Source organism: Candidatus Atribacteria bacterium (assembly GCA_011056645.1).
Taxonomy (GTDB): domain Bacteria; phylum Atribacterota; class Phoenicimicrobiia; order Phoenicimicrobiales; family Phoenicimicrobiaceae; genus Sediminicultor; species Sediminicultor quartus.
The window spans coordinates 1-3339 of the sequence record DSEL01000075.1; the positions used below are offsets into that span (position 1 = coordinate 1).

Consider the following 3339-nt stretch of genomic DNA (forward strand, 5'->3'; position numbering starts at 1 on the left):
ACCGCTTGTCCTATCTCATGTGAGACCGCCTGCTTGACCACAGGTACCTATTATGCAATAGTAACCTTAGTAGATGCAGTCGGCAATGAAACCGTCTACTATGCTAAGATCGTCCTTGATGATTCTGATTGTTCTATTTTAGTCTATGAAGGTACTGCAGCTTCCGCTCCAACATGTGTAACTTGGGATGAAGCTACTACAGATTCCATAGGTGCTTGTTTCGGCACTACACCATTTTAATTGGTGATTGCAATGGTCAATTAGGGTAAATATTGATCAGAAGAAAAGATTTAGGAAAATAAATTGAAATAAAAGGGGCACTTAAGTGTCCCTTTTTAATTATGTTTTTTAATTGCTAAACTAATCTATAAAAAAAGAAGAAATGTAGTCTTTAAATAAAATTTCTCACAAAATTAAAAATTTTACTCATAATTTAAATATTTACTCTAACAAAATAAAAGGGAAAATAGTGGATGATATGAAAAATATTATCAACTATTATTGTTTCAATGTTTTAATTTTGATATAATAATAACGTTACCTAAAAATATCAACTAAAGGAAAAAATCAATGAAGTGTCAAAGAAAAGTATCTATCTTGGTATTTATATTATTTTTGTTTTTACTATTTTCTGCAGGATGCGGGAGTACTATTCCTAACCTTCCCTCTGATCCTGATTCCCCTCTCGATCCCCCTTCTCCTATCGGTGGTCCCACAAGTGGTTGGATAATTATTGAAAGCGAAGCAGAGACTACTAAAGACTGCTTCCCGATCTTAACTGTTTACTCCGAAGGAGCAGCTTATATGTCTTTCAGTGGAAATGGAGAGGATTGGACCGCATGGGAAGAGTACAGTACTTCTTATGAGGAATTTAATATTGCAAATGGTTTATATGGCACCGAGTTTGGTACAGGGATAAGATATGTTTATGTTCGTTTTAAGGATGAAGATGGTCTTTTATCTCCTCCGGAAGAACTTGCTTGTGATAATATCAATTACGAGATGGGTGAATTATTTTCTATTAAAATTTCACCGCAAGAAACTACTCTACCAGTTAGTAGCAGTTCTCTTTTTACTCTTCATGGTTATGACCTTAAATTAAATGAAATTCCTCTGGAAGGATCAAAAATAAATTGGAGTAAACCTTGTGGTGTAGGGGACTTGTCACCCGCTACAGGTTTATCAATTACCTACACTGCACCATCTATTCCGGGTAAACGCGAAATAGTTGCGCAATACAATAATTTAAAAACCGGCGCTATAATTATGGTTGTAAATGATGATTAGAGATACAGTGCTATGTATGTAAACATTTGCAAAAGAAAAGAACGTTTCTTTTTTCTAATCTTTTTAGGATAGTAAAATTAAAAAATAGAGGGAGAATGTAATGAAAAAATTGTTATTGATCTTGTCAGTAATTGGATTAGTTACTTGTTTATTGGTTGGGTGTACTCCTACTGCTCCATCTGAAGGTGAAGGAGAAGGTGAGGGGGAAGATGAGTTATCTCGGGTAGTTCTGGTAGAAATGTTTTCTCAATTTGGTTGTACCTATTGTGAAATCGCAGAACCAATCTTGGATCAATTAGCAGAGGAATATAGTCGAGATGAAATGATACTTGTGGAAGAACGAGCTTATGGGCTCTATGCTTCCGATGAAATTTTTGATCGATATAAATGGTATTTCCCCAGTGCTTCAGAAAGAAGTACTCCTAATATTTTATTTAATGGCTTAAACCAAAGGATCCATCATACCTCGACAACTTATTTGATTGTAAAAAGCAAAATCGAAACAGAACTCGCCAAGAATGCTAAAATTGCAATATCGGCAACAAGAGATAGTTATTCTACCACTAATACCATAAGTGGAACCATAACAAATATTAATTCTTATGCTTTAAGTAATTTGGTGATAAATGGAATGACTTTCAAAGATAGAGGGGAGACAGGACTAAGATATTGCGTTGCAGATATCTTTGAAGAGCAGAAAAAAACAGTAGCCACCCTCGAACCGGGAGAAAGTGTCAGTTTTTCCTTCTCTATTGACGGTTTTGATTGGGAGGGGAATGATATGCACGGTGTAATCTTTGTACAAGAAACGGAAAGTGATAAAAAAGAAATTTTTCAGTCTTTCTATATCAATTAAGTTAGTTCCCCGGATTATTCGGTTATTCAGTTATCCGGTGAAAATAGTAAGGTATTGTTAGTAAATTAAAAGGAGATTTTATCAACATGGATTTTAAAAGAAAATTGATTACTCTTTTATTAGTTATTAGTGTATTTTGTATTTTAATTAGTGGATGTGCAACTGTCATTCCGGATGATGATGATGACGGCTATGACTATGATAGTAATATAGTCAGCTATATTCGGGTTTCCCCTTCTTTTACTACCCTTAATGTGAATACTTCTAAGCTTTTCACGATTTTAGCTTATGATTCGGAAGATAACCTTATTCCGGTAGATCCAGCTGAAGTAGATTGGGTAGCCAGCTATGAATGTATAGCTTGTGGAAAGGTTTGGAATTTCAATCCTGAAAGTGGCTCAATCTCTACTTATTTTACGCCAAAAAAAACAGGTGCATATCTGGTATTTGCTCACTATAAAGAAAAATGGGATTATAGTTCAGTAAATGTAGAGTAAGACAAAAAATTATTAAAAAACAAGTCTTGGTTATTTAATTATGATGAGCAAAGGATAAATTTTTTGTTATTGGTTTTTAATTTTTTCCTTTAATACTGCCGTTTCATCTAAACTATATTTTATTATTTTTTATATGAATAAAAGGAGAAATGATTTAATGCATAGAAAAAACAAGGCTAAAATCGGGGCATTAACCATTAGCTTATTTTTGATATTATGCTTGGCAGGTTGTATCGGTTCTTCTGCAGATAAAGTTCAAATCGGTAAGATTGCTAAAAATATTGAAGAAGCTATCAAAGAAAAAGACGTAGATTTATTTATGGAGAACATCTCCTATAATTACTCTGACAACCAGGGAGGAACTTACGATAATCATATTAATGGATTTCCTGAAGAAATATTTTCAAAGATAGAAGAAAATGAAGATTTACTAAATTTTTTTTCGATGTTTAAGATTGAACAAAAAGTAACTATTCCCGAAAGTGAGATAGTAGTGACTGATATATATGCTACGGGGAAAATGGAGATTAAAATATCTTTAGAGGGATGTATTCTGTGGATTATTTGTACGGATTTATATAACGAAAGCATAGAATATAATGTAGATTTTATAAAAGAAAACGGCAACTGGAAAATAATCTCACTTGAAGAAGTATAGAATTAGTATTTAGTGAATAGTATTTTATATTTAGTAGATAC

Annotated in this window: 4 protein-coding genes; all 4 read left to right on the plus strand. The window is 33.1% G+C overall.

The genetic code is table 11. The features are described 5' to 3' along the window. Positions 1 to 570: 570 nt before the first annotated feature. The 4 genes from ENO17_03090 (at position 571) to ENO17_03105 (ending at position 3298) form a co-directional block, all read left to right on the plus strand. A complete protein-coding gene (locus tag ENO17_03090; GenBank protein HER24022.1) occupies positions 571 to 1287 on the plus strand; it encodes a hypothetical protein in 717 nt (238 codons plus the stop codon). 100 nt (positions 1288 to 1387) lie between these two features. Beyond that, positions 1388 to 2143, plus strand: a complete 756-nt coding sequence (locus ENO17_03095; GenBank protein HER24023.1) for a DUF2393 domain-containing protein — start codon at positions 1388 to 1390, stop codon at positions 2141 to 2143. Between the two features lie 86 nt (positions 2144 to 2229). Continuing rightward, positions 2230 to 2640, plus strand: a complete 411-nt coding sequence (locus ENO17_03100; GenBank protein HER24024.1) for a hypothetical protein — start codon at positions 2230 to 2232, stop codon at positions 2638 to 2640. A 157-nt stretch (positions 2641 to 2797) separates the two neighbouring features. Beyond that, the gene (locus ENO17_03105) at positions 2798 to 3298 is read left to right on the plus strand and encodes a hypothetical protein (GenBank protein HER24025.1); all 501 of its coding nucleotides are present in this window, start codon (positions 2798 to 2800) and stop codon (positions 3296 to 3298) included. Positions 3299 to 3339: the final 41 nt, after the last annotated feature.

Bases quoted from the DNA above. Each gene is read 5' to 3' on its own strand.
- ENO17_03090 (HER24022.1), top strand. From the start codon at position 571: ATGAAGTGTCAAAGAAAAGTATCTATCTTGGTATTTATATTATTTTTG.
- ENO17_03105 (HER24025.1), top strand. From the start codon at position 2,798: ATGCATAGAAAAAACAAGGCTAAAATCGGGGCATTAACCATTAGCTTA.
- ENO17_03095 (HER24023.1), top strand. From the start codon at position 1,388: ATGAAAAAATTGTTATTGATCTTGTCAGTAATTGGATTAGTTACTTGT.
- ENO17_03100 (HER24024.1), top strand. From the start codon at position 2,230: ATGGATTTTAAAAGAAAATTGATTACTCTTTTATTAGTTATTAGTGTA.